Annotated in this window: 21 protein-coding genes; 13 read left to right on the forward strand and 8 right to left on the reverse strand. The window is 64.8% G+C overall.

Going from position 1 to position 20,252, the window contains the following annotated elements; translation table 11 throughout:
* The first annotated feature begins 160 nt into the window (after positions 1-160).
* From IFT71_RS01575 to IFT71_RS01590, 4 genes are all read left to right on the forward strand, one after another.
* Positions 161-1,639 carry a leucyl aminopeptidase gene (locus tag IFT71_RS01575; protein WP_192138909.1) on the forward strand — a complete coding sequence of 493 codons (1,479 nt, stop codon included), beginning with the start codon at positions 161-163 and terminating at the stop codon, positions 1,637-1,639.
* A gap of 83 nt (positions 1,640-1,722) precedes the next feature.
* Positions 1,723-2,160, forward strand: coding sequence for a DNA polymerase III subunit chi (locus IFT71_RS01580; protein ID WP_192138910.1), 438 nt, complete (start codon positions 1,723-1,725; stop codon positions 2,158-2,160).
* Between the two features lie 89 nt (positions 2,161-2,249).
* Positions 2,250-2,672, forward strand: coding sequence for a nucleoside-diphosphate kinase (ndk, locus tag IFT71_RS01585; RefSeq protein ID WP_031393391.1), 423 nt, complete (start codon positions 2,250-2,252; stop codon positions 2,670-2,672).
* A complete protein-coding gene (locus tag IFT71_RS01590) occupies positions 2,672-3,190 on the forward strand; it encodes a GNAT family N-acetyltransferase (RefSeq protein WP_192138911.1) in 519 nt (172 codons plus the stop codon). Before ndk ends, IFT71_RS01590 begins: the two co-directional genes overlap by 1 nt.
* Before the next feature lie 24 nt (positions 3,191-3,214).
* On the opposite strand, the gene IFT71_RS01595 is transcribed toward IFT71_RS01590, so the two are convergent.
* Genes IFT71_RS01595 through purM form a run of 3 tightly spaced genes read right to left on the reverse strand, consistent with a single transcriptional unit; the run spans position 3,215 to position 5,511 of the window.
* Positions 3,215-3,817, reverse strand: a complete 603-nt coding sequence (locus IFT71_RS01595; protein WP_192138912.1) for a hypothetical protein — start codon at positions 3,815-3,817, stop codon at positions 3,215-3,217.
* Between the two features lie 25 nt (positions 3,818-3,842).
* Positions 3,843-4,415, reverse strand: coding sequence for a phosphoribosylglycinamide formyltransferase (gene purN, locus IFT71_RS01600; protein ID WP_056408321.1), 573 nt, complete (start codon positions 4,413-4,415; stop codon positions 3,843-3,845).
* Positions 4,408-5,511 carry a phosphoribosylformylglycinamidine cyclo-ligase gene (gene purM, locus IFT71_RS01605; RefSeq protein ID WP_192138913.1) on the reverse strand — a complete coding sequence of 368 codons (1,104 nt, stop codon included), beginning with the start codon at positions 5,509-5,511 and terminating at the stop codon, positions 4,408-4,410. The genes purN and purM overlap by 8 nt, the downstream gene beginning before the upstream one ends.
* Before the next feature lie 64 nt (positions 5,512-5,575).
* Between purM and IFT71_RS01610 the strand changes: the two genes are divergently transcribed.
* Genes IFT71_RS01610 through IFT71_RS01625 form a run of 4 tightly spaced genes read left to right on the forward strand, consistent with a single transcriptional unit; the run spans position 5,576 to position 11,165 of the window.
* The gene (locus IFT71_RS01610) at positions 5,576-6,820 is read left to right on the forward strand and encodes a heavy-metal-associated domain-containing protein (RefSeq protein ID WP_192138914.1); all 1,245 of its coding nucleotides are present in this window, start codon (positions 5,576-5,578) and stop codon (positions 6,818-6,820) included.
* A gap of 11 nt (positions 6,821-6,831) precedes the next feature.
* Positions 6,832-7,476 (forward strand): DnaA ATPase domain-containing protein, encoded by a 645-nt coding sequence (locus IFT71_RS01615; RefSeq protein WP_192138915.1) that lies wholly within the window; start codon positions 6,832-6,834, stop codon positions 7,474-7,476.
* 15 nt (positions 7,477-7,491) lie between these two features.
* A complete protein-coding gene (locus IFT71_RS01620; RefSeq protein ID WP_192138916.1) occupies positions 7,492-9,657 on the forward strand; it encodes an RNA degradosome polyphosphate kinase in 2,166 nt (721 codons plus the stop codon).
* Positions 9,654-11,165 (forward strand): Ppx/GppA family phosphatase, encoded by a 1,512-nt coding sequence (locus tag IFT71_RS01625; RefSeq protein ID WP_056676709.1) that lies wholly within the window; start codon positions 9,654-9,656, stop codon positions 11,163-11,165. Before IFT71_RS01620 ends, IFT71_RS01625 begins: the two co-directional genes overlap by 4 nt.
* Positions 11,166-11,189: 24 nt before the next feature.
* Here the strand turns inward: IFT71_RS01625 and IFT71_RS01630 are convergent, their stop codons facing one another.
* Together IFT71_RS01630 and rnd are read right to left on the reverse strand one after the other, a co-directional pair.
* A complete protein-coding gene (locus tag IFT71_RS01630) occupies positions 11,190-11,495 on the reverse strand; it encodes an I78 family peptidase inhibitor (protein WP_244654691.1) in 306 nt (101 codons plus the stop codon).
* Positions 11,492-12,667 (reverse strand): ribonuclease D, encoded by a 1,176-nt coding sequence (gene rnd / locus IFT71_RS01635; RefSeq protein ID WP_031393380.1) that lies wholly within the window; start codon positions 12,665-12,667, stop codon positions 11,492-11,494. The genes IFT71_RS01630 and rnd overlap by 4 nt, the downstream gene beginning before the upstream one ends.
* A 187-nt stretch (positions 12,668-12,854) precedes the next feature.
* Here rnd and aspS point away from each other — a divergent pair, with 187 nt between their 5' ends.
* From aspS to IFT71_RS01660, 5 genes are all read left to right on the forward strand, one after another.
* A complete protein-coding gene (gene aspS / locus IFT71_RS01640) occupies positions 12,855-14,678 on the forward strand; it encodes an aspartate--tRNA ligase (protein ID WP_183936475.1) in 1,824 nt (607 codons plus the stop codon).
* A gap of 74 nt (positions 14,679-14,752) precedes the next feature.
* Positions 14,753-15,526, forward strand: coding sequence for a polyphosphate kinase 2 family protein (locus tag IFT71_RS01645; protein ID WP_192138917.1), 774 nt, complete (start codon positions 14,753-14,755; stop codon positions 15,524-15,526).
* A 181-nt stretch (positions 15,527-15,707) separates the two neighbouring features.
* Complete coding sequence (locus IFT71_RS01650; protein ID WP_192138918.1) at positions 15,708-16,412, forward strand: PAS domain-containing protein; 705 nt, start codon at positions 15,708-15,710, stop codon at positions 16,410-16,412.
* Between the two features lie 152 nt (positions 16,413-16,564).
* The gene (gene lipA / locus IFT71_RS01655) at positions 16,565-17,488 is read left to right on the forward strand and encodes a lipoyl synthase (protein ID WP_192138919.1); all 924 of its coding nucleotides are present in this window, start codon (positions 16,565-16,567) and stop codon (positions 17,486-17,488) included.
* Complete coding sequence (locus IFT71_RS01660; protein WP_192138920.1) at positions 17,488-17,964, forward strand: type II toxin-antitoxin system RatA family toxin; 477 nt, start codon at positions 17,488-17,490, stop codon at positions 17,962-17,964. The genes lipA and IFT71_RS01660 overlap by 1 nt, the downstream gene beginning before the upstream one ends.
* Here IFT71_RS01660 and IFT71_RS01665 read toward each other — a convergent pair.
* From IFT71_RS01665 to IFT71_RS01675, 3 genes are read right to left on the reverse strand one after another with little or no spacing between them, the layout of a single operon-like run.
* A complete protein-coding gene (locus IFT71_RS01665; RefSeq protein ID WP_107933705.1) occupies positions 17,907-18,425 on the reverse strand; it encodes a CinA family protein in 519 nt (172 codons plus the stop codon). The two genes, IFT71_RS01660 and IFT71_RS01665, sit on opposite strands and share 58 nt — an antisense overlap.
* Positions 18,425-18,952, reverse strand: a complete 528-nt coding sequence (locus IFT71_RS01670) for a hypothetical protein (protein ID WP_192138921.1) — start codon at positions 18,950-18,952, stop codon at positions 18,425-18,427. Before IFT71_RS01670 ends, IFT71_RS01665 begins: the two co-directional genes overlap by 1 nt.
* Entirely contained in the window at positions 18,949-20,136 is a 1,188-nt protein-coding gene (locus IFT71_RS01675; RefSeq protein WP_192138922.1) for a bifunctional 2-C-methyl-D-erythritol 4-phosphate cytidylyltransferase/2-C-methyl-D-erythritol 2,4-cyclodiphosphate synthase, read from the reverse strand. The genes IFT71_RS01670 and IFT71_RS01675 overlap by 4 nt, the downstream gene beginning before the upstream one ends.
* Positions 20,137-20,252: the final 116 nt, after the last annotated feature.

A 20,252-nucleotide genomic window follows, 5' to 3' on the forward strand; every position in this document is an offset into this window, starting at 1 on the left:
TACCGCGCCGCCTATCGCATCGTCCGCGCGTTGCTGCAATCGCCGTGCGTCGGATCACCGCTATCCACAGGCTTGATCGGCCGCGACCTTGCTTTGCCGCCTCCGCAGCATCAGCTTAGGGGCATCTAGCCCAGTTTATTCAATGTTTTTCGAGGTCCCCATGCAGATCGATTTCACCCCCGTCGCCAAGCCCGATGCGGCCATTCTCGCCGTGCCCGTTGCCAAGGACGGACTGTCCAAGACGCGATGGACCGCGATCGGGGATAGCGTCGAGGCGGTAGCGACGCAGGCCGCGGCCGCTGCCCGCTTCACCGGCGAAGCGGGGGCGATCATCGAGGTCTTCGTTCCGGTCGCGGACACGGTACGCCACCTCCTGTTCGTTGGCGTCGGTGCAGGCAGCGATGCGGATTGGGGGAAAGCGGGCGGTGCGGTCACCGCGCGCCTGCTGACGTCAGGCGCCATTGCTGTAACGATCGACCTGGGTGCCGCCTCGACGCCCCCGAGTGCTGCGGCTGCCGCCCGGTTCGCCGCAGCGGGCCTGCAGCGCGCATGGCGTTACGACACGTATCGCACCAAGCTTGCCGAGACGTCGAAGCCCAGCTTGACGACATTCACGATCGCCGGTGCCCCCGAAGGCACCGACGCGGCATGGGCTGAGCAGGCCGCGGTGAGTGGTGGCATGGATCTGACGCGGTGGCTCGTCACGTCGCCGCCGAACATTCTCTATCCCGAGAGCTTTGTCGAGAAGGTGACGAAGGACGTCGAAGGCCTGGGGCTCGAAATCACCGTCCTCGACGAAGCGCAGATGGCGGAACTCGGCATGGGTTCGCTGCTGAGCGTCAGCCAGGGGTCGCGCCGCGAGGCCCGCCTGTTGGCGCTGAAGTGGAACGGAGCCGCTGCCGACGTCCCGACGCTCGCCCTTGTCGGCAAGGGCGTGACGTTCGACTCGGGTGGTATCTCCATCAAGCCGGGCGCTGGCATGGAAGACATGAAGTGGGACATGGGCGGGGCAGGGGCCGTCGCTGGCGCCATGAAGGCGCTGGCGGCGCGCAAGGCCAAGGCCAATGTGGTCGGCGTGATGGGGCTGGTCGAGAACATGCCCGATGGCGCGGCGCTGCGGCCTAGTGATGTCATCACGTCGATGTCGGGACAGACGATCGAAGTCCTGAACACCGATGCCGAAGGGCGGCTGGTGCTTTGCGACTGTGTAACTTGGGTGCAGAAGACGCATCAGCCGACGACGATCGTCGACCTTGCGACGCTGACGGGTGCGATGATCGTTGCACTTGGCACCGAGAATGGCGGCATCTTCGCCAATGACGACGCGCTGGCGGACCAGTTGCTTGCGGCTGGTACGGCCAGCGGCGACACGCTGTGGCGCTTCCCGCTGTCGCCGGCCTACGACAAGCTGATCGACTCCCCGATTGCGGACATGAAGAATGTCGGCCCGCGCGGCGCAGGGTCGATCACCGCGGCGCAGTTCATCAAGCGCTTCGTCGACGAAGGCGTGAAATGGGCGCATCTCGACATCGCGGGCATGGTCTGGTCGGACAAGCCGGGGACCCACCACGATAAGGGCGCGACCGGTTATGGCGTGCGCCTGCTCGACCGGTTCGTTGCCGACAATTTTGAAGGCTGAATGGCTGATATGCCGTCATCCTGGCAGAGGTCAGGATGACGGGGCGGCCTGAGGTGGCAGTCTGGGTTTGGGGGAGCAACACAATGCAGGTCGATTTCTACCACCTGACCAGCCCGCTCGACCGTGTCCTGCCGCGGATCGCCGAACGCGTCGTGCAGACCGGCGGTCGCCTGTTGATCGTCGCCGAACCCGAAGCGCAGCGTGTCGCGCTCGATCGGCTCCTCTGGTCCTATGCGCCGGATAGCTTCCTGCCGCATGCGCACATGGGCGCGGGTAACGACGCAGCACAGCCCGTCCTGATTGCCAGCGACGTGACGACGGCCAACGCCGCGCGCAACATCGCGATCGTCGATGGCCGCTGGCGGGATGCGGCGCTCGATTTCGAGCGGGTGTTCCATGTGTTCGATGAAGAGGCGATCCGCGAGGCGCGTCTGGCGTGGAAGGCACTGGGCGATCGGGACGGTGTCGAGCGTCGGTACTGGAAGCAGAACGATGCCGGCCGCTGGGAGCAGGCCGCCTGAAAATGGACGGCATAGGCGTTGCCTTGGGGCCGATCCGCGCCTAAGCGCCGCGCATCCTATTCCCGTCAACACAGGAGCCCGTGACCATCATGGCCGCGAACCGTACCTTTTCGATCATCAAGCCCGATGCCACCCGCCGCAACCTGACCGGTGCGGTCACCAAGATGCTCGAGGAGGCCGGCCTGCGCGTCGTCGCGTCGAAGCGCATCCAGATGACCCGCGAGCAGGCCGAAGGCTTCTACGCGGTGCACAAGGAGCGCCCCTTCTTCGGCGAGCTCGTCTCGTTCATGATTTCGGGCCCTGTCGTCGTCCAGGTTCTCGAGGGCGAAAACGCGATGCAGCGCAACCGCGACATCATGGGTGCGACCAACCCGGCGAACGCCGAGCCCGGCACGATCCGCAAGGAACTCGCCGAGTCGATCGAAGCGAATAGCGTTCACGGTTCGGATTCGGACGAGAATGCCGAGATCGAGATCGCCTATTTCTTCAAGCCCGAAGAAATCGTCGGCTGATGCTCTGGCGGCTGCGACGCGCGACGGTGGGCGATGCGCCCGCCCTCTCGCTCGTCGGAGCCGCCTCGTTTCTTGACGCCTACGCAACAGCCTTTGCGGGCGTCGACATCGTCGATCATTGTACGCGGAACAACAGTGTCGCGACTTTCGCGGCGTGGCTCGACGATCCGGCAACGATCGTGACGCTTGCGGAATATGAGCCTGGACATGCGCCGATCGGCTATTCCGTGCTCACGAAGCCTGCCTTTCCGATAGAGACCGGTCCTCGCGACATCGAACTGCGCCGCATCTACCTCATGAAGCAGGCGCAGGGATCAGGTCTAGGCGCCGCGTTGATGGACCGGGCGCTCGCTGACGCAGCTGAATGCGATTACGCCCGTGTACTATTGGGTGTGTGGGGCTTGAACACCCGCGCCCGCGCATTCTACGAACGCCAGCAATTCTCCGTGATCGGCACCAGGCCCTTCAGAATCGGAACGACGCCGTACACCGATCCGGTCTACACCCGCGAAATCTGACGGTCTCAGGGGCAGGGTGCCTCGCTAGCGTTGTTGGCGTGTCCATAACGCGTCTAGCCTAGCCTGATCGCCGCCACGTTGCCTGAGCTTCAGGCCTTCCAGTTTCAACGACCGGCCAAACGGAAACACACCGGCTTTAGTGCGCCAGATCACGTCGTAGATCCCGCTTGCCGAGCCCGAGGCATCGCCGTCGGTATAGGTGACCGCAACGAGGACCGGCAGCCGCCCGGCCTGATCGTCCGCGCCGCCGTCGGTGGCTTTCAGCAAGGCCTTTTCGAACCAGTCGCGTTGGATCTGATCCGTCAGGGCATCCTTGCGTTCGACGCCCAGCGCTGAAGGGAACGCGATCGTCGCCGTCTGGATCTCATGTCTGTCGTCGCGCAGCAACATCAGCGAATCGCCGTTCTGCGCTGCGACGGCACGGATTTCGAAACGCCGGCTTTCGCGCTGTTCGCTGGCACGCGCGCTCGCCTTCTCGGCCTTGTCCGCGTTGCGCTCGGACCAGTTGCTCCACAGCGTGAGTGCCGCGATGAGCACACCGGCGACCGCGAGGACCTCTGCCAGCGTCACCCAGCGGCGGCGCGTTTCGGCGGCTTCACGCCGTTCGGTCGGTGTTTCGCGGCTCATCAGATGTCTGTTTTCGGCAGGACGTTCATCGTTTCACGAACTCGGCAAGCGTCTTGGGGTATAGCGCATGTTCCGCGGCCAGCACGCGATCTGCCAGCGCACCGGCGTCGTCGCCTGGCAAAATCGGGACTTCGGCCTGACCCAGCACGACGCCGCCATCGAGTTCCTCGGTAACCAGATGGACCGAGCATCCTCCCGTGGCATCGCCCGCCGCGATCGCTCTCGCATGCGTATCGAGCCCCTTATATTTGGGGAGCAACGAGGGATGGATATTGACGATCCGATCGCGCCATGCCGCGACGAATCCGTCGGAGAGCAGCCGCATATAGCCGGCCAGCGCGATGACCTCGACCGCGGCGTCCCGGAGCGCCCCATCGATCGCCGCCTCATAAGCCGGTTTGCCCAACCCGCGGGGAGACAGCGCAAATGTCGCTATCCCCTCGGCCTTTGCCCATGCGATGCCCGCCGCCTCCGGCTTGTCGGACGCGACGAGCACCACCTCATAAGGACAGTTCGCAGCGCGCGACGCCTCGACCAGCGCGATCATGTTCGATCCGCGCCCCGATACGAGCACACCGACGCGCGTTCTGTCAGCCATGAGTCGCGGTCCAGTCGGCGCGCGCGCTCCACGTGCCCGCCGAACCGCGCACGGTGCAGCCATGTGTCCCCGCCTCGATCCGCCCGATCGGGAATACCGTTTCGCCCGCGGCTTCCAGTGCAGCGGTGATCGTCGTCATCTCGTTAGCGTCGACGATCGCGACCATGCCGACGCCGCAATTGAAGGTCCGTGCCATCTCCTCCGGTTCGATAGCACCCTGCGCCTGAAGGAAGGCCATGAGCCGGGACTGCTCCCAGGCATCCGCATCGACGATCGCATGAACGCCTTGCGGCAGAACCCGTGGAATATTTTCGAGCAAGCCACCGCCCGTGATATGCGCGAGGCCCTTGATGCGGCGCTCACGCAGAAGCGGCAGCAGGCCGGCGACGTAGATCCGAGTCGGCGCCATCAGATGGTCGATCAGCAGCTTGTCCTGATCGAACAGCGCCGGCCGGTCGAGTTTCCAACCGCGGTCGCTGGCGAGCCGGCGGACGAGCGAGAAGCCGTTCGAATGCACGCCCGACGACGCCAGTCCGAGCATCACGTCGCCCGCCGCGATATCGCGGCCGGTCAGCATGTTGGTCCGCTCGACCGCGCCGACGCAGAAGCCGGCGAGATCATAGTCGCCGGCCGCGTACATGCCCGGCATTTCCGCGGTTTCGCCGCCGATCAGCGCACAGCCGGCCGTCTTGCAACCCTGGGCGATCGACGCGACGACGCGCTCCGCAACAGCCGCGTCGAGCTTGCCGCTTGCATAATAGTCGAGGAAAAACAGTGGCTCGGCGCCCTGGACGATCAGGTCGTTGACGCACATCGCAACGAGATCGATGCCGACGCCATCATGTCGGTTCCATTCGATCGCCAGCTTCAGCTTGGTGCCCACACCATCGTTCGCTGCGACCAGCAAAGGGTCGACGAAGCCCGCCGCCTTCAGGTCGAACAGGCCACCAAAGCCGCCGAGATCGGCATCGGCGCCGGGTCGTCGCGTCGAGCGGGCAAGCGGTGCAATCGCGCGCACCAGCGCGTTGCCGGCGGCGATCGAAACCCCCGCTTGAGCATAGGTATAGGGCGTGGCGGTGTCTGGCGTATCGGTCATGATCGGTGCTGCTAGCCACATCGCGCTTGGATTTCCACGTCTGCTTCGCCAAAAGGCCCGCGTGATGCGTATCCGTGCCCTTCCCATCGCGCTTGCCGGCGCCGCGCTCCTGCTTGGCGGCGGGGCCGTGCTCGCACAGATCGAGGGCGGCAGCCGCGGCGCAGCGCCCGTCGATAGCGGGAGTGCGTACGAGGTCAGCGGCGTCATCGTCGACGTCGCGGGCCCGTCCGCTGACGCTGCCCGCTATGGCGGCTGGCGACTGGCGCAGCGCAAGGCCTGGGTGCAGTTGTCGAGTCGGCTGGGCGGCGGCGGAGCGCTGGTGTCCGACGGCACGCTCGATTCGCTAGTTTCGGGTATCGTCGTCGAGAACGAACAGATCGGGCCGCAGCGTTACGTCGCCAAGCTCGGCGTGCTGTTCGACCGTAATCGGGCGGGATCGCTCTTGGGGATTTCGACCTATTCGGATCGGTCGCAACCGATGCTCGTCATACCGGTCCAATGGTCGGGCGGTGTCGGGCAGGTCTTCGAGCAGCGGACGGAATGGCAGCAGGCCTGGGCACGCTATCGGACGGGCAATAGCAGCATCGACTATGTCCGCCCGTCGGGGTCGGGTCCCGACGCGCTATTGTTGAACGTCGGCCAGACGCAGCGGCCCGGCCGCGGATGGTGGCGGACGATTATCGATCAATATGGCGCCAGCGACGTTATCGTTCCGGTCGTCACGCTCTATCGCCAATGGCCGGGTGGTCCGGTCATCGGGGTGTTCGAAGCACGTCATGGCCCCGACAACGCGTTGATCGGCCGTTTCACGCTGCGTGTCGGCACCCCGGACGGGCTGCCGCAGCTCCTGGACACCGGCGTCAAGAGGATCGACGACCTGTACCAGCGGGCGCGGCGGAACGGCACGCTGCGGGTCGACTACAGCCTTTCGCCGCCACCTGCGCCCGATCCGATTGCGACCGAAACCATCCCGGTCGACGAAACGGCCGATGCCAATACGGCCGTCCTGACGGGGGGCACCGGCCTGTCGATCACCGTTCAGTTCGATACGCCCGCAGCGGCGGCGGTTGCCTCGACGGAAGCGGCGCTGCGGGCGATTCCCGGCGTCCGGTCGGCCGCGACGACCAGCCTCGCACTCGGCGGCGTGTCGCTGATGCGTGTCGCCTATGACGGCGATCCGGCAGCGCTCAAGGCGGCGCTCGAAGCGCGCGGCTATCAGGTGTTCGGTTCGGGCCAGACCATCCGGATCCGCCGGACCGCACAGCTTCTTCCGCCGGACCTGCCCGCGGACAATGCGACGACAGGGTGAGCGCAGACCGAATGACTCAAATTGCGCTGCCGCTCGGTTGGCCGGCGGATCCTCGTGACGACGCCTTCCTCGTAACCCCTTCAAATGCCCGCGCGACACAGACTTTGGAGCATTGGGCGACTTGGCCGGTGATGACCGCCATCCTGACCGGCCCGCGAAAGTCGGGCCGCAGCCTGCTCGCGCGGATCTTCGCGGCCAAGAGTGGCGGGACGATCATCGACGACGCCGAACGCGTACCCGAGGCACAGCTTTTCCACGCCTGGAACCAGGCCCAGGAAGAGCACAGGCCGTTGCTCATCGTCGCCGACGCGGCGCCGCCGGAATGGAAGGTCAAGCTTCCCGACCTGCGATCGCGCCTCGCCGCAAGCCCGATCGCGGCGATCGGTGCACCCGACGACGAGCTCATGCGCCTGCTGCTTGCGCATCTTTTCGAGCGCCGCAACGTCGATGCACGGCCCGATCTCATCGACTGGCTCGCGTCGCGAATCGAGCGTAGTCATATTACCGTCACGCGAACCGTTGATGCGCTGGATCAGGAAACCATGGAACGCCGCAAGCGCTTGTCCATTAATCTTGCACGTACCACCCTGACCGAGGCTGGCCTGATCCTCCGACCGCAACTTGCCCTTGATCTGCCGCTTTTTACGTCACCTTAAGACCCCAGAGGATCGATGAACCGTCCAGCGCATATCGTCCGCCAAGCGGAAGACGACGACGATCCCATCGGCGCTCAGCCGAACGACCGATTTTTCAACCGTGAGCTTTCCTGGCTCGCGTTCAATCGGCGCGTTATCGAGGAGGCGTGCAATCCGGCGCATCCGTTGCTCGAACGGCTTAGGTTTCTCTCTATCTCGGGATCCAATCTCGACGAGTTCTTCATGGTGCGTGTCGCCGGACTGAAGGGTCAGCAGACGCAGGACGTCGATCGTCGCTCGGCCGACGGCTTGACCGCCGGGCAGCAGCTGACCGCGATCATCCGCGAAGCGGACGCGCTGATGGAGAGCCAGCAGGCGGTCTGGGGTGATCTTCGGGTGCTGCTCGACGAGGCGGGGCTGTTTGTCCTGCGCCGCGATGCCGTAGAGGGCGAAGCCGATGACTGGCTCGAAACACATTTCCGCGAGCAGATCTTTCCGATCCTGACCCCGCAGGCGCTCGACCCCGCCCATCCGTTCCCGTTCATTCCGAACCGCGGCCTATCGGTGATCTTCGACCTCGTCCGCCGGTCGGACAACGAACCGGTCCGCGAACTTGTCATGTTGCCGCACACCATGACGCGCTTCGTGCGGTTGCCTGGCGAACCCGCGCGCTACGTCGCGATCGAGACGCTGCTCAAGCGGTTCGCGCCGGTGCTTTTCCCGGGCTATGAGGTTCTTGCGGCCGCGAGCTTCCGCGTCCTGCGCGACAGTGACATGGAGATCGAGGAGGAGGCGGAAGACCTTGTCCGCTATTTCGCCAACGCGATCAAACGCCGCCGCCGGGGCCGGGTAATCCGGCTCGAGCTGGAAACCGGCATACCGGACGTGTTGGCAGCCGTGCTCAAGGATGAACTGGGCGGGGCCGAGGCGATCATCACCGAAAGCGGTAACCTGCTGGGCATCGTCGATCTCGACGGCCTGGTCGAGGAGGATCGCCCCGATCTTAAATTCCCGCCCTTCACGCCGCGCTTTCCGGAGCGAATCCGTGAATTTGGCGGTGACTGTTTCGCAGCGATCAAGTCCAAGGACATCGTCGTCCACCACCCCTATGAGACGTTCGAGGTGGTGCTGGCCTTCCTGAAGCAGGCGGCGAATGATCCCGATGTCGTCGCCATCAAGCAGACGCTCTACCGCGCCGGCAAGCAACCCGCGGTCATCAATGCGCTAATCGCCGCGGCCGAGGCGGGCAAATCCGTCACTGCGGTGGTCGAACTCAAGGCACGGTTCGATGAAGAGCAGAACATGGTCTGGGCCTCCGCGCTGGAACGCGCTGGGGTGCAGGTCGTGTACGGGTTCATCGACTGGAAGACCCATGCAAAGGTCTCCCTGGTCGTCCGCCGAGAGGGGCAGGCGTTCCGGACCTACTGCCATTTTGGTACCGGCAATTATCACCCCGTCACGGCCAAGATCTACACTGACCTCAGCTTCTTCACCGCCGACGCGGCGGTCGGGCGAGACGCCGCGCAGATGTTCAACTACATCACCGGCTATGTCGAACCGACGGACATGGCCCGTGTCAGCCTGAGCCCGCGGGACCTCCGGAAGAATCTGATGACCCTGATCGACGTCGAGATCGCCAATACCCGCGCGGGGCGACCGGCAGGGGTCTGGGCGAAGATGAACTCTCTGGTCGACCCTGCGGTGATCGAGAAGCTGTACGAGGCAAGCGGGGCTGGGGTCGAAATCGACCTCATCATCCGCGGTATCTGCTGTCTCCGACCGGGTGTGCCCGGCCTGTCCGAAACGATCCGCGTCAAATCGGTGATCGGCCGGTTTCTCGAACACAGCCGTATCTGGGCTTTCGGAAACGGGAAGGCGTTACCGAATGACGGTGCAAAGCTGTTCATCTCGTCCGCCGACTGGATGCCGCGTAATTTCGATCGGCGCGTCGAATATATGCTGCCGATCCTCAACCCGACGGTGCACGACCAGATCCTCGACCAGGTGATGGTCGCCAATCTCATCGACAACGAGCAAAGCTGGGAGCTAGGACCCGACGGCGATTATTCGCGCGTCGATCCCGGCGATCGTCCGTTCAACCTGCATCGGTATTTCATGACCAATCCGTCTCTTTCCGGCCGTGGTGCATCGCTTGCCACGAGCGCGACCGTGCCGACGCTTTCGCTCCGTCGACAGCGATGAGCGTTACCAACCTCCTGTTCGGCACCGCGACGCCAAAGGTTGAGGTCGACGACCATCCGCGCACCGGGATCATCGACATTGGATCGAACTCGATCCGGCTCGTCGTCTATCAGGGACCGCCCAGACTGCCGGCGATCCGGTTCAACGAGAAGGTGCTGGCGGGCCTCGGCCGCGGATTGGCGGCGACGGGAACGATCGAAAAGTCAGCACTCAAGACCGCTAAGGTAGCACTCGCGCGGTTTGCCGCGGTCGCGCGCGAGATGGAGTGTTCGACGCTGCGGACGGTCGCGACGGCAGCGGTTCGCGATGCCCGGAACGGTGGTGACCTCATCGCCGCGGCAGAGGAGTTGGGGCTCAAGGTCGAGACGTTGTCGGGCGGACAGGAGGCGAGCGCTGCTGGCTATGGCGTGCTGTCTGCGATCCCTGAGGCGGATGGCATCGTCGGCGATCTCGGCGGCGGCAGCCTCGAACTCGTACGCGTCCGCCGTGGCAAGATTGAGGACAGCGTCTCGTTCCCGCTCGGCGTGCTGCGTATCGGACCGATGCGGGCGAAACGCGGCAAAGTGCTAGAGCGCCATGTTGCGCGGCTCGTGCGCGACGCCGGCTGGGCCGCACGCGGGCAGGGGCTGCCACTGTATCTTGTCGGCGGATCATGGCGCGCGCTGGCGCGGCTCGATATGGAGTTGTCCGACTATCCGCTGCCGATCATCCATCAATATCCGATGACCGCGGCGACCGTGACGCGCCTCAGCCGCACCATCCCGCAATTGTCCAAGCCACGCCTGAAAGCCATTCCGGGCCTGTCGTCCGGGCGGATCGCGACGCTCGGCGATGCCGCCGCGTTGCTCGGCATTCTCATGCGCCAGCTCGGCAGCAAGACGACGATCGTCTCCGCCTATGGCCTTCGTGAAGGGCTGCTCTACGGCGACCTTAAGCCGGCGGCGCGGGCCCTCGACCCCCTGATCGAAGCCGCCCGCGAGGAGGGGCGACTGCTCGGCCGCTTTCCCGAACATGGTGATCTGCTCGATCGCTGGATCGCGCCGTTGTTCGTTACCGAGCCCCCGGCGGTGGCGCGCTTGCGCCACACCGCCTGCCTCCTCGCCGATGTAGGTTGGCGCGCCAATCCGGAATTTCGGGCCGAGCGCGGGGTCGAGGTCGCGCTACACGGCAATTGGGTCGCGATCGACGCACCGGGTCGCGGTATGCTCGCCCAAGCCCTGTATACCAGCCTTGGCGGTGACCTGGCCGCCGCTGATCCCGTGGAGCGCCTGGCGACACCCGCAGAGATCCAGAGCGCAACGGCCTGGGGACTTGCGATGCGTCTCGGGCAGCGAATGAGCGGCGGGCTTGCCGGACCGCTCATTCGCTCGCGCATCACCGATGATGGCGTATCGCTGACGCTTACGCTGCTACCCGCAGATCGGGGACTCTACGGGGAAGCCGTTGAGCGGCGACACGCGGCGCTTGCCGCGGCGATCGGCCGGAAACCTGTGCTCGCGATCGCCTGACCGGAGACGAACGCGGGGTCAGGCTCAGGCGCAGGTGAAACGCTCGATCCTGCTCGCGCCGTCGACATAGACATTCAGGCGATCGGTCCGAAAGTCCATCGTCACCGCGTCGTTCGGCGCAATCCACCGCAGCGTCCGCGCGCCCGATCGGGCCAGCATCACATCCGCGCGTGCATCGCTTGCGCGCTTGCCGATCAGATCGCCCAGGGCTTCAATCTTGCACGTGGCACCGGGCGGGGTTGGCGTCGCGGCACCGGGCGTGCGGTCGCGCATCTCGACCGGCATGCACCCGGCGGAAGCAAGCACGACCGCAAGCAGCGCCCGCTTCATGCCGCGTCCTCCGTACGGGTCATTTTCAACTTTCCGTTGATCACCGCGAAGGCCAGTCGGCCTTCGACCAGATCCAGCGCGTCGCGGCCGAACTGGTCGAACCGCCACCCCTCCAGCATCGGCAAGCCCGTCCGCACGCCCGCGGCCAGCGCCTCGAGTTCGTCGGTCCTCGCAAGAAGTTTCGACGCTACATCAATATCTCGCGAGCGGATTTTGAGAAGGAGCTTGAGCAGATCCGCGACCAGCGAGCCCTCCTTGCCAAGGCCCGGCTTGCGATCGTCGCGGGGCGGCAGCTCATCGTCGCCGAGCGGCTGTGCCTGCTCGATCGCGAGCATCAGCCGCGCCCCGATATCGTTGCCAGCCCAGGTGGCGGAAAGGCCCCGGACGCGGGCAAGGTCGGACTGTTTCCGCGGCGGATGCCCCGCCATGTCGCCGAGCGTCTCGTCCTTGACGATCCGCCCGCGCGGCAGATCCTTCGCCTGCGCCTCGAGCTCGCGCCACCGCGCCAGCGCCTTAAGCCGTCCGAGCACGTCGGGCTTGCGCCCCGAAATCCGGACTCGCTTCCATGCCAGGTCGGGATCGTTCGCATAATTGGCGATATCGCCGAGCCGCTCCATCTCCTGGTCAAGCCACACGCCGCGCCCGGTCTTGCGTAGACGCTCGAGCATCTTGGGGAAGATCTTCGACAGATGCGTGACGTCGCCGATCGCATATTCGATCTGGCGTGCATCCAGCGGGCGCCGCGCCCAGTCAGTAAAACGCGCACCCTTGTCGACCGCGATGCCGAGCCAGCTGTCGACCAGGTTCGAATAGCCGATCTGTTCGCCCTGGCCGAGCGCCATCGCCGCGACCTGCGTGTCGAACAGCGGGAAGGGCGTCTTGCCCGTGAGGTTATAGACGATCTCGATATCCTGCCCGCCGGCATGGACGACCTTCAGCACGTCGTGATTCTCGACGAGCAGGTCGAGCAGCGGCTTCAAGTCGATCCCCGGCGCCATCGGGTCGATCGCGGCGGCTTCCTTGTCATCGGCGATCTGGATGAGGCAGAGCTCCGGATAATAGGTGCTTTCGCGCATGAATTCGGTGTCGACGCACACATAGTCGGCGTCGGCCATGCGCGCGCACAGATTGGCGAGCGTGGCACTGTCGGAGATAAGCGGGTGGATATGCATCGCTCGTCCATAGCGAGGCTCCCCCATGTTGACAAAGGGGCGCCTTGACAAAGGCCGGTAGGGAAGGGAAGCGCGGGCCATCCAATTCCCGTCATCCCAGCAAAGGCTGGGATCTCCCGTCGCAGGGCGCACCCTTGCTGCACGAGATCCCAGCAAACGCAGGGACGACGTATGAGAGACGAGACACATGCACGCCTATCGCACCCATAACTGCGCCGCCCTCCGCCCCGAACAGGTCGGCGAGGAGGTCCGCGTCTCGGGCTGGGTCCACAAGAAGCGTGATCATGGTGACCTGGTCTTCATCGATCTGCGCGATCATTACGGCATCACGCAGATCGTCACCGACGTGTCCGGCCCCGTCTTCAAGGTCATCGAGGGCCTGAAGAGCGAGAGCGTCGTCACGATCACCGGCAAGGTGACCGCACGCGCGCCCGAAGCGGTGAACCCGAACCTGCCGACCGGCGGGATCGAGGTCCGCGCGACCGCAGCGACCGTCCAGTCGATGGCAGGCGAACTGCCGATGCCGGTCGCGGGCGAGGCCGAGTATCCCGAGGATATCCGCCTGCGCTATCGCTATCTCGACCTGCGGCGCGAGCGGCTTCACGCGAACATCATGCTGCGTTCGAAGGTCATCACCTCGCTGCGCAACCGCATGAATGATCAGGGCTTCACCGAATTCCAGACGCCGATCCTGACCGCGTCGTCGCCAGAGGGCGCGCGCGACTATCTGGTGCCGAGCCGCGTGCATCCGGGCAAGTTCTACGCGCTGCCGCAGGCACCGCAGATGTTCAAGCAGCTGCTGATGGTGGCGGGCTTCGACCGCTATTTCCAGATCGCACCCTGCTTCCGCGACGAGGACGCACGCGCCGATCGTTCGCCGGGTGAGTTCTACCAGCTCGATTTCGAAATGAGCTTCGTCACGCAGGACGACGTGTTCAACGCGATCGAGCCCGTGCTGCACGGCGTGTTCGAGGAGTTCGCCGATTGGCAGGGCAAGGGACGCCAGGTCTCCGCCCTGCCGTTCAAGCGCATTCCCTACCGCGAATCGATGCTGAAATACGGCAGCGACAAACCCGATCTGCGCAACCCGATCCTGATCCACGACGTCGGCCATCACTTCGTCGATTCGGGCTTCGGCCTGTTCGCCGGAATCGTCGCCGGCGGTGACGTGGTCCGCGCGATTCCCGCGCCGAACACCGCCGAGAAGAGCCGCAAGTTCTTCACCGACATGAACGACTGGGCGCGCGCCGAGGGTCATGCGGGTCTCGGCTACATCACGCAGAAGAACGGTGAGCTGGGCGGTCCGATCGCCAAGAACCACGGCGAGGAAGCGACGCGGAAACTGATTGCCGAGATGGGCCTCGGCCCGAACGACGGCATATTCTTCGCCGCCGGCAAGGAACTCCCCGCTGCCAAGCTCGCGGGTGCGGCACGCGCGCGCATCGGTGCGGATCTAGGCCTGATCGACGAGAACCGGTTCGAATTCTGCTGGATCGTCGACTTCCCGATGTTCGAATATGACGAGGACGCCAAGAAGGTCGACTTTAGCCACAACCCGTTCTCGATGCCCCAGGGCGAGATGGACGCGCTGGAGAACAAGGATCCGCTCGATATCCTGGCGTATCAGTACGACATCGTCTGCAACGGCGTGGAGCTGTCGTCGGGCGCGATCCGGAACCACCGGCCTGAGATCATGTACAAGGCGTTCGAGATCGCCGGCTACACGCAGGCCGATGTCGACACGAACTTTGCCGGCATGATCAACGCGTTCAAGGTCGGCGCACCGCCGCATGGCGGCTCGGCACCCGGGATCGACCGGATGGTCATGCTGCTCGCGGGCGAGCCGAACATCCGCGAGGTCGTGCTGTTCCCGATGAACCAGAAGGCCGAGGACCTGATGATGGGCGCACCGAGCCCGGTCAGCCCGCGCCAGCTGAAGGAGCTCAACATCAAGCTCACCGTTGACGGGCCGAAGGACCCGGCCAAGACGGTGACGCCCGCCGCGGGCTGACGCAGGGGCGGCACTGCCGTTCTGGTCATTTCCGTCCCGCCCCTGGTGGCCGCCTGATCTTCTGGAGTTTGCCTATGCCCATCGATCTTGCCCATTATGAAGCCGGCGACGCCTATGACGGCAAATACAAGCGCGATTTGGCAATGCTTCAGAAGAGGCTTGAGCACATCCAGGTCGCGCATATCGTCAACAAGCGCCCCGCTGTGGTGATGTTCGAAGGATGGGATGCGGCGGGGAAGGGCGGTATCATCCAGCGGTTGTCGGCCGAGTGGGATCCCCGTACTTACCGCGTTTGGCCGATCGCCGCCCCGAGCGCCGACGAGAAGGCACATCACTTTCTCTGGCGCTTCTGGAAGCGCTTGCCGGCCGATGGGAATATCGCCGTCTTCGACCGGAGCTGGTACGGCAGGGTACTGGTCGAGCGGGTCGAGGAATTCGCCACGCGCCGCGAATGGGAGCGCGGCTATGACGCGATCAACGCCTTCGAAGCGGGGCTGATCGAGAACGACACGACGCTGATCAAGATCTTCGTCCATATCACCCAAGCGGAACAGGACCGGCGGCTGGAGGCGCGGCTGCGCGATCCTTGGAAGCATTGGAAGACCGGTCTCGACGACTATCACAACCGGTCGCGACGCGAGGACTATCTCGCCGCGATGCATGAGATGTTCGCACGCACGGACACCGCGGCCGCGCCGTGGATCGTCATCGACGGGAACGACAAGAAGGCGGCACGGATCGCTGCGCTGACCGTCGTCGCAGATCGCCTGGAGGGCGGAGTCGCGATGGTGCCCCCGCCGCTTGATCCCGCCGTCCTCAAGGTCGCGAAAAAGGCCCTCAAGCTCTAATTTTCGCAAGGCGCAACCCCGCTTTTGGTCGCAGTCCTCTGCAGCTATATCCATTTTGGTCGAAATTCTAACGCCTTCCGAACAACTTATGTTAGCGTGAACAGCTTCCGATGATGGTTAGGCTTACCCTAAGATAATGGGCGTGTCCGAGTAGCGGACGGCCATTCAGTGGGCGTAGGTCATGACGGAACGCGGTCGAATAGGTGTCGACACCTCAGGGGCGATTGTCGAGGTGGACGCGACGTTCTGCCACACGCTCAATGCGACAGCCGCCATTTTGCTTGGCAGCAACATGCTCGATTTCACCGCGCCTGCCGACCGCGAGCGTTGCCGGCGACTGATGCGTCGCGTGGTGCATACCGGATCCCCGATCAGCACGACCAAAAGGCTGGTCAGGACCGACTCGTCGCATCTCTGGGTGCAGGGCCATCTATCGATCGCGCCGCCAGGGACCGAGGTTTGCGTGACGATGATTTTCGAGGAAACCATGCCTGGGTCCGGCGAGGTCAAACCCGAAGCCTTGTTGAAGACGGCCCAGCTGACGCTGGATGCCCGGCGCGCGCGCGGGGCAATATTCTGCCCGTCGTTATTTGCCGACAGCGCCTGGGACATCCTGCTTGCGGCCTATGTCAGCGAGGCCGAGGGCGTTCTCCTGACGCCGACCGACCTCGAACCGATGCTCGGGGTCGGACACGCCACACTGACCCGCTGGATTCGCGCGCTCGAGGTTCAGGGGCTGATCGAGTTCGAGGCCGTCGTCGACGGGCGAGCGGGGGGTGCGGCGTTTCAGCTCACGTGCGATGCGCATCAACGGTTCGAACGGTATCTGTCCGATCGATATGCCGTCGCGGTATCGGCTGCGACGGATCTGGAACGGTTCCGCTGAGCCGGTCGGTGCGGTACGACGTGGCAAGCGCGGCCGCTCCGCATATGCGCCGGCGCGGGGGCTTTCTTGCCGGCTTCGCAGGATACCCGTGATATCGGGCGAAGAACCGCATGTGTGTTGTTTCGCATAGCCGGGATCGCTATCTGCCTGCCATGAACGAGATGACCCCGCTCGCCGCGCCGCGCGCTCGAAAGCCCGACTGGATCCGCGTCAAGGCCCCGACATCCGCCGGCTTCGCCAAGACCCGCGAACTGATGCGTTCGAAAAGCCTGACGACGGTCTGTGAAGAGGCCGCGTGCCCGAATATCGGCGAATGCTGGTCCAAGAAGCATGCAACGGTCATGATCCTCGGCGATACCTGCACCCGTGCCTGCGCCTTCTGCAACGTGAAGACCGGTATGCCCCGTGCGGTCGACCGGATGGAGCCACAGAATGTTGCCGATGCCGCCGCGCAGATGGGGCTGAACCACATCGTCATCACCTCGGTTGATCGCGACGACCTTCCCGACGGCGGCGCTTCGCAATTCGTGAAGGTCATCCACGCGATCCGCGCGTCGAACCCTACTACGACGATCGAGATTCTGACGCCCGATTTCCGCAACAAGGCGCAGGCCGCGATCGAGTCGATCGTCGAGGCGCGGCCCGATGTCTATAATCACAATCTGGAAACGGTCCCGCGGCTGTACCCGACGATCCGGCCCGGCGCGCGCTATTATGCGTCGCTACGTCTCCTCGAGAGTGTGAAACGCCACGATCCGTCGATCTTCACCAAGTCGGGCGTCATGCTCGGCTTGGGCGAAGAGCGGCTCGAGATCCACCAGGTCATGGACGACATGCGTTGTGCCGACATCGACTTCCTGACGATGGGCCAGTATCTTCAGCCGACGCCACGCCATGCCAAGGTGGCCGAGTTCGTCACGCCGAAGGCGTTCGATGCCTATGCGTCGATTGCACGGGCCAAGGGATTCATGCTCGTCGCATCGTCGCCACTGACCCGGTCGAGCTACCATGCGGGGGACGACTTCGCGCAGCTTCGGGCGGCGCGTGATGCCAAGCTCGGGGTCGCACGGGTCTGATGCCCAAGCATTCCGAAACACGCCATCTTCCCTACACGCCCGAACAGATGTTCGATCTGGTCGCCGATGTTGGCCGCTACGCCGAGTTTCTGCCGTGGGTCAGCGCGATGCGTGTTCGCTCGAACAGTGAGACGGAGACTCTCGCGGACATGATCGTCGGGTTCAAGGGTCTGCGCGAGACGTTCACGTCGCGCGTGCAAAAGACCCGTCCGACCGAGATCCTCGTCGACTATGTCGACGGCCCGCTCAAATATCTTCGCAACGAATGGCGTTTCCGCCCTGAGGAGCAGGGGTGTGCGGTCGACTTCACCGTCGACTTTGCCTTCAAGAACCGGATGTTCGAGCTGATCGCGGGTCAGGTCTTCGGTGCCGCATTGCGCAAGATGATCGGCGCGTTCGAGACGCGCGCGGCCGAGCTTTACGGTGCGACATCCCCGACCGGCAGCAAGAGTTCGAGCGCGCACAGCGCAGCCTGAAGGCGGATACCGCCGCGGCCGAGATCGCCGAAATCCTTGCGATCTGCGTCGACATCGCTGCGATCGCCGCCCTTCTCGGCACGGGCGAAGACCACCGTCCCGACCGGCTTCTTCGCCGATCCACCGCCGGGCCCGGCGATGCCGGTGATGGCGACGGCAACATCCGCGCCGGACTGCTCGAGTGCGCCCTGCGCCATGCTCCACGCGACGGCGATCGACACCGCACCGAAGGTCTCAAGCACGTCTGAGCTGATCTTGAGCAGTTTCAGCTTGGCCTCGTTCGAATAGGTCACGAACCCGATTTCGAACACGTCGGAACTGCCTGGAATTTCCGTCAGCGCCGCAGCGACAAGGCCACCGGTGCAGCTTTCGGCAACCGCGACGCGTCGTCCGAGGGCGCGATTTGCCTCGATGACCTTGCGTGCCGCGTCGATCAGCTCGGGAGGGAGAAGGGTATCCATCAGCGGCTCTCCGTCGCGGTGCAGAGCGGAAGGTCGGGCGTCGATCGATCCCCGCGGCGTGCCTTGTCAGCCTTCAAATAGCGCAGCGTCTCGACGACGATTCCGGCTGTGTTCCGCGGCGGCAGCGGCTGGAGCAGCGTCACGAGCCGATCGATCGTCCCACAGTCGCGCGCCGCGATGCGTCCGACGATCTGCGGGACGAGCATGCTCGTCAGCAACGGCCGGGCATAGTCCGACTGAAGAAGCGCATCGACCGCTGGGTCGCTGAGCTTGACGATCGCGGCCCGGGCGGACGGCCAGGCGCGGTCCGCTTCGATCTGATAGCGCGAGATGAGCGTACTCGACTGGTTGCGCACGAGGCTGGTCGCTGGCAGCCTTGCCGCGCAGACCCGGCCCGTTTCACGGATGATGTCGGGCAGCGCGACGAGCGTCATCGCCTCTGCCTCGGGGCCGGTGATGCACGGGGACTGTGCCGATACCGGCGTTGCGACGAGTGCGGCGAGCGTCAGTGCGGCAGCGAACTTCATGCGCCGCCACGGCCACGATTCGAGGGGAGGCTGATCGTCGCGACCGCCTGCGCGGCAATGCCCTCGCCCCGTCCCGTGAAGCCAAGTCGCTCGGTCGTCGTGGCCTTCACGCTCACCCGGTCCGTGGTGAGGTCGAGCAGATTGGCGATCCGGTTCGTCATCGCCGCGCGGTGCGGTCCGATCTTGGGCATCTCACACAGAATGGTCAGGTCGACGAAATCGATCCGACCGCCCTTGGCCGCGATCAGCTGCGCGGCATGCTGTAAGAACTGCGCGGAGTCGGCACCTTTCCACTGCGGATCGCTCGGGGGGAAATGCGTGCCGATATCACCCGCGGCGATCGTGCCGAGCAACGCGTCGGTCAAAGCATGCAGCGCGACATCGGCATCGCTATGGCCGGAAAGCCCCTTGTCGTGCGGGATCCGGATGCCGCCGAGCCATAATTCCTCGCCCGTTTCCAGCCGATGGACGTCGAAGCCCATCGCGGTTCGGCTTTCATAGGGCGCGCGCGCTTCAGCGGCGGCAAAATCGTCGGGGTGAGTCACTTTGTCGAGCATCGGATCGCCCTGCACCAACGCGACGCTGCCGCCAACCCGTCGCACCATCTGGGCATCGTCGCTGGCATCTTCACCGGCCGGCCAGGCCGCGTGCGCGGCGCGCAGCGTAGCGATCCGGAAGCCCTGCGGCGTCTGGACCCGGTACACGGCCTCGCGCGGAACGACTTCGCCGAGCATGCGACCGGTCAGCGTCGTCGCGCCACGCGCCAGCGTATCCGCTACCGGCAGCACCGGCACCGCGGCGTCGTTGTTCGCCAGCGCTGCCACTACCGCGCTGATGACTTCGGCAGGAAGAAACGGCCGGGCGGCATCGTGAACGAGAACATGATCCAAATCGGACAGGGCAGCGATTCCCCTCAGTACCGAATCCCGGCGGGTACTGCCTCCGACGATGACCGTCGCGTCGGTGACTCCTCCTGCTGCCAATACTGCCTTTGCATGGTCCAGCTGACCTTCGGCAACGACGACCGTCACGGCGTCGATCGCCGGGTGCGCGGACATTGCGGTAACCGCGTGCATGAGCATCGGCCTTCCCGCGACGGTCGCGAATTGCTTGGGGAGGGTGCCGCCAGCGCGGGTGCCGGACCCGGCTGCGACGATCAGGGCGACGGTGCGGCGCTTTGTCATGGGCGCCGATTAGCGTCTTGAGCACGGCATCGCCAGTGCAGGCAGTCGTTCCGCATGACGTCGCGCACGACGGGAACAGCTGGACCAGCCTTGCCAGTTCCGGCATCGCAGCCTAT

This window comes from Sphingomonas sp. CFBP 13733, assembly GCF_014841795.1.
GTDB classification, from domain to species: Bacteria; Pseudomonadota; Alphaproteobacteria; order Sphingomonadales; family Sphingomonadaceae; genus Sphingomonas; species Sphingomonas aerolata.

Excerpts from the sequence above, each read along its gene's own strand:
- IFT71_RS01665 (WP_107933705.1), bottom strand. The coding sequence starts at position 18,425 with ATGGATACCCTTCTCCCTCCCGAGCTGATCGACGCGGCACGCAAGGTC.
- IFT71_RS01645 (WP_192138917.1), top strand. The coding sequence starts at position 14,753 with ATGCCCATCGATCTTGCCCATTATGAAGCCGGCGACGCCTATGACGGC.
- IFT71_RS01670 (WP_192138921.1), bottom strand. The coding sequence starts at position 18,952 with ATGAAGTTCGCTGCCGCACTGACGCTCGCCGCACTCGTCGCAACGCCG.
- IFT71_RS01615 (WP_192138915.1), top strand. The coding sequence starts at position 6,832 with ATGACTCAAATTGCGCTGCCGCTCGGTTGGCCGGCGGATCCTCGTGAC.
- IFT71_RS01610 (WP_192138914.1), top strand. The coding sequence starts at position 5,576 with ATGCGTATCCGTGCCCTTCCCATCGCGCTTGCCGGCGCCGCGCTCCTG.
- IFT71_RS01660 (WP_192138920.1), top strand. The coding sequence starts at position 17,488 with ATGCCCAAGCATTCCGAAACACGCCATCTTCCCTACACGCCCGAACAG.
- IFT71_RS01590 (WP_192138911.1), top strand. The coding sequence starts at position 2,672 with ATGCTCTGGCGGCTGCGACGCGCGACGGTGGGCGATGCGCCCGCCCTC.
- aspS (WP_183936475.1), top strand. The coding sequence starts at position 12,855 with ATGCACGCCTATCGCACCCATAACTGCGCCGCCCTCCGCCCCGAACAG.
- IFT71_RS01595 (WP_192138912.1), bottom strand. The coding sequence starts at position 3,817 with ATGAGCCGCGAAACACCGACCGAACGGCGTGAAGCCGCCGAAACGCGC.
- lipA (WP_192138919.1), top strand. The coding sequence starts at position 16,565 with ATGAACGAGATGACCCCGCTCGCCGCGCCGCGCGCTCGAAAGCCCGAC.
- purM (WP_192138913.1), bottom strand. The coding sequence starts at position 5,511 with ATGACCGATACGCCAGACACCGCCACGCCCTATACCTATGCTCAAGCG.
- IFT71_RS01630 (WP_244654691.1), bottom strand. The coding sequence starts at position 11,495 with ATGAAGCGGGCGCTGCTTGCGGTCGTGCTTGCTTCCGCCGGGTGCATG.
- IFT71_RS01575 (WP_192138909.1), top strand. The coding sequence starts at position 161 with ATGCAGATCGATTTCACCCCCGTCGCCAAGCCCGATGCGGCCATTCTC.
- IFT71_RS01650 (WP_192138918.1), top strand. The coding sequence starts at position 15,708 with ATGACGGAACGCGGTCGAATAGGTGTCGACACCTCAGGGGCGATTGTC.
- purN (WP_056408321.1), bottom strand. The coding sequence starts at position 4,415 with ATGGCTGACAGAACGCGCGTCGGTGTGCTCGTATCGGGGCGCGGATCG.
- IFT71_RS01580 (WP_192138910.1), top strand. The coding sequence starts at position 1,723 with ATGCAGGTCGATTTCTACCACCTGACCAGCCCGCTCGACCGTGTCCTG.
- ndk (WP_031393391.1), top strand. The coding sequence starts at position 2,250 with ATGGCCGCGAACCGTACCTTTTCGATCATCAAGCCCGATGCCACCCGC.
- IFT71_RS01675 (WP_192138922.1), bottom strand. The coding sequence starts at position 20,136 with ATGACAAAGCGCCGCACCGTCGCCCTGATCGTCGCAGCCGGGTCCGGC.
- IFT71_RS01625 (WP_056676709.1), top strand. The coding sequence starts at position 9,654 with ATGAGCGTTACCAACCTCCTGTTCGGCACCGCGACGCCAAAGGTTGAG.
- rnd (WP_031393380.1), bottom strand. The coding sequence starts at position 12,667 with ATGCATATCCACCCGCTTATCTCCGACAGTGCCACGCTCGCCAATCTG.
- IFT71_RS01620 (WP_192138916.1), top strand. The coding sequence starts at position 7,492 with ATGAACCGTCCAGCGCATATCGTCCGCCAAGCGGAAGACGACGACGAT.